Here is a 3366-nt window from a genome sequence, read left to right on the forward strand (position 1 = left end):
CCCACGCGGTCAGGTCGACGGCGACCTGCTCGTAGGCGATGGTGGTCTCCAGCACCGAGGCCAGGCCGGGCAGCAGCCAGTTGACCACCTTCTGCTGCTGGGCCTCGATGTAGCGGACCCGGGCCAGTTGCTGCTTGATCTCCAGGTCCGGGCAGTGCCGGGCGAGCTGGTGGCTGAACAGGATCGCCTCCACCTCGATCCCGTTCATCGTGATGATCCGGCACCGCGTGTACGGATCGGCATGGTCGGGATCGATCGGCGTGACGTTCAGCTCACGCCAGTTCCGCAGCTGCCTGTCCAGCGGGATACCCCGCTCGCGCAGTGGGTTGAAGGTCATTGCGTCCGCTCCTTGACGGTCGAGAACATGCGGTGTGCCCGCCTACCGGAGGCTTCCCGGACCAACCTCTGCGCGCTCTCGCCAGGGGCTCAGCGTTCGGTAAGGATCCCGTCCGCCCGGTGCCCGCCGGCCGCTACCTGCGGCATGAGTGACCGGCCGGTAGATGGGGCATGCATCTCCGGACCGCATCGTGCGACCGGAGGGAGATCCACATGGACCAGCGGGTGACCGGCAGCCGGGACGTCCGCACCGAAGCGCACGGCCACGTCCGCTGCACGCCGCCTGCCGCCGCCGAGCTCTACGAGATCGCCGTCCTGGACACCACGGGCGGCGAGGGTCAGGCGCGCTGGCACACGATCGGCTGGGGCGTGGACAGGGGAGAGGCCGACAGCATCGCGGAGTCCTACGTGACCCGCGCGCTGTGCCCGTACGACGAGGCCCAGATCAGGCAGAACGGCGCGCTCGTCGGGGTGCACCGCCGGCCGGCGTGACCGGGGCCGCTACCCGGACTCCGAGGGGCTGACGCGGTCGACGTCCTCGATCGCCGCGATGGCCTGCTCCACGTGGTCGTACACCGTCACCGCGCGCAGCGCGCCGGTGATCTCCAGCAACCTGGCCGGCATCGACTGCAGCGCGGCCAGGTGCAGGCCGACACCGTGGGCGTTGGCGAGGGCCGCGGCGGCGAGCAGGACGGCCAGACCCGAGCTGTCCAGGAAGGACAGCCGGCTCATGTCCACGATGACATGCTCGTCCAGCCGCCGCCGCTGCTCGTCGATGTAGTCTTCCAGCCGCGCGGAACTGGTGGTGTCCACCTGACCGGCGATGGTGATCAGGGTGGCCCCGGACAGGTGGCGACAGGTGAGTTTCACAGGCACTCCTGGCGATGGGCTGCCGATGGGGGTCGAAACGGATACCGCGGCGACGCCTGCCGTTGCGGTTACTCTAGTCCCGAAGGTAGATACCGGAAAGACAGTTCGTCATAAGATCTTCGTGTAATAAGTTTCGTCCGCCCAGCGGGGCCAGGACCAGGGCCGAAGAGGCGAAGGCCGTGAGCGATACTGATGATCGTCAGTCCAGTTGGACATTTCTTACCCATCACGCGCGGGTGCTCGTGGAGATAGCCCGGGATCCGGACATCCGGCTGCGCGACATCGCCGCCGGCGTCGGCATCACCGAGCGCGCCGTCCAGGGCATCGTCCGCGACCTCTACGAGGACGGTTACCTCAACCGTGACCGGATCGGACGGCGCAACCGCTACAGCGTCAACCTCGACCAGCACTTCCGCTACCCCACCGAGGCCGGCCTGCCGATCCGGCTGCTGATCGACATGTTCACCCGGCACGACCTGCCCTCCCGGCAGGACGCCTGATCAGTCGCGGCCCGGTGCCCGATCCTCCATGACGCCGTAGGCCGTCGCCCGGAAGAGGAACGAGGCCCAGGACCGGTAGGGCCGCCACGCCTCGGCCAGCCTCCGGTAGGAGGAGGGCGAGGCGTCCTCCGGGAGCCCGTACGCCTCGCGCAGGATCCCGAACAGCCGCGGCTCGTCCCCCGGGAACGCGTCCGGGGCGCCCGCGCCCCTGATCAGGATCAAACCCGCCGAGAACGGCCCCACGCCGGGCAGGGCGCGCAGCTCCGCCAGGGCCTCCTCGGGGGCGAGCGAGCGCAGGTGCTCGGTGGTGAGCACGCCGTCGAGCGCCGCGCGGGCCAGCCCGCGCACCCATTCCTCCTTCTGCGCGGGCAGCCCGAGGCCGCCCGCGTCCAGCAGCGAGACGGGCGGCGGGAAGGCCGGGTACGCCTGCCCGTCCAGCTCGACCTGCGCGCCGTACCGCTCCGCGATGCGCTGCTTGATCCGGGAGGCGATCAGCATCGACGAGCGCTGCACGATCACCGCCCAGCACGCCGCCTCCCACGGGCTCCAGAAGCACACCGGGCGCAGGCCGGGGCGCAGCCGTTGCAGGTCGCCCAGCACCGGATCGGCCTCGCCCAGCTTGGCGAAGCCGGCGCCGTCCACGTCAAGGGAGAGGATCCGCGCCACCTCGCCCCGGATGCCCGGCCCCGCGGCCCGCGTCGTGGCGACGTCGACCCCGTCCGGCGCGGCCGTCACGCGCACGCCGATCGGCCGCCAGTCGGACTCCGCGCAGTAGGCGAAGCGCAGCGCCCGGCCGTCGGACGGCAGCGCGCTGGTGGCCGGCCAGTCCTCGACGAAGCGCAGCGAATCGGCGAAGTCGAACGGGCCCTGGGCGGTGAGCGTGAATCCGTGCGTGGTCATGCGCGTATGGTAGGCGGCCCGGCAGGGCGGCTCCCCGGGCGGGCGATCGCCTGGACCAGCGCCTCGACGGCGGCGGGGTAGGCGTGGGCGAGCGGTGCGGCGTACCCGACGACCAGGGAGGGCGGGTGGCGGTCCCGGTCGCCGCGCACGTAGTCGCCGAGCGGGCTCGCCCCGACCGAGGCGGCGCGCAGCGCGGCCACGGCCTCCGCCTCGCTCAGGCCGGGCGGCAGCTCCAGGAGCGCGTGCAGGCCAGCCTCGATGCCGCGCAGGCGGGCCCGGGGCAGGCGGGCGCGTACGGCCCCGGCGAGCAGGTCCCGGCGGCGCCGGTAGCCGCGGCGCGCCGTGCGCAGGTGGCGGTCGTAGTCGCCGGTGTCCAGCATCCTGGCCAGGGCGAGCTGGTCCAGCGGGCTGTACTGCCTGGCCCGGCGCTTGGCCTCCACCAGCGGTTCGAGCAGCGGCGGCGGGCAGACGACCCAGCCGAGCCGGACCGCGGGGCCGAGGGTCTTGCTGGTCGAGCCGGCGTACACGATCCGGGACGGGCGGCGGGACTGGAGCGCGGCGATGGGGTGCCGGTCGTAGCGGTACTCCCCGTCGTAGTCGTCCTCCACGATCCAGCCGAGGTGCTCGTCGGCCCAGGCCAGCAGGGCCGAGCGGCGCTCGGCCGACATGCTCGTGCCCAGCGGGAACTGGTGCGCGGGCGTGCACACGGCCACCTGGGCGCCCGCGGCCTCCAGCGTGTCCACCCGCGGGCGCCCAGGTG

Annotated in this window: 5 protein-coding genes and 1 pseudogene; 2 read left to right on the forward strand and 4 right to left on the reverse strand. The window is 72.4% G+C overall.

Annotated features, from left to right (window positions below; all coding sequences use genetic code 11):
• A pseudogene (locus tag ACTWPW_RS63455) lies at positions 1-337 on the reverse strand (hypothetical protein); the annotation flags it as partial.
• A gap of 212 nt (positions 338-549) precedes the next feature.
• Between ACTWPW_RS63455 and ACTWPW_RS63460 the strand changes: the two are divergent.
• Positions 550-828, forward strand: coding sequence for a hypothetical protein (locus ACTWPW_RS63460; protein WP_364136763.1), 279 nt, complete (start codon positions 550-552; stop codon positions 826-828).
• A 9-nt stretch (positions 829-837) separates the two neighbouring features.
• On the opposite strand, the gene ACTWPW_RS63465 is transcribed toward ACTWPW_RS63460, so the two are convergent.
• The gene (locus ACTWPW_RS63465) at positions 838-1206 is read right to left on the reverse strand and encodes an STAS domain-containing protein (RefSeq protein WP_375116091.1); all 369 of its coding nucleotides are present in this window, start codon (positions 1204-1206) and stop codon (positions 838-840) included.
• Between the two features lie 236 nt (positions 1207-1442).
• On the opposite strand from ACTWPW_RS63465, the gene ACTWPW_RS63470 reads away from it, so the two are divergent.
• On the forward strand, positions 1443-1706 hold the full coding sequence (locus tag ACTWPW_RS63470; RefSeq protein ID WP_375116092.1) for a winged helix-turn-helix transcriptional regulator: 264 nt from the start codon (positions 1443-1445) through the stop codon (positions 1704-1706).
• Here ACTWPW_RS63470 and ACTWPW_RS63475 read toward each other — a convergent pair whose 3' ends face one another.
• Entirely contained in the window at positions 1707-2606 is a 900-nt protein-coding gene (locus tag ACTWPW_RS63475) for a DNA-3-methyladenine glycosylase family protein (RefSeq protein ID WP_375116093.1), read from the reverse strand. It abuts the gene before it with no gap.
• Positions 2603-3366: aminotransferase class I/II-fold pyridoxal phosphate-dependent enzyme (locus ACTWPW_RS63480; protein WP_443174924.1), on the reverse strand; the 764-nt coding region annotated here is incomplete at its 5' end. The genes ACTWPW_RS63480 and ACTWPW_RS63475, both read right to left, overlap by 4 nt.

The organism is Nonomuraea sp. KM90, from assembly GCF_052246675.1.
Taxonomy (GTDB): Bacteria; Actinomycetota; Actinomycetes; order Streptosporangiales; family Streptosporangiaceae; genus Nonomuraea.

Coding starts and splice junctions, on each gene's coding strand:
- ACTWPW_RS63460 (WP_364136763.1), top strand. CDS start 550: ATGGACCAGCGGGTGACCGGCAGCCGGGACGTCCGCACCGAAGCGCAC.
- ACTWPW_RS63475 (WP_375116093.1), bottom strand. CDS start 2,606: ATGACCACGCACGGATTCACGCTCACCGCCCAGGGCCCGTTCGACTTC.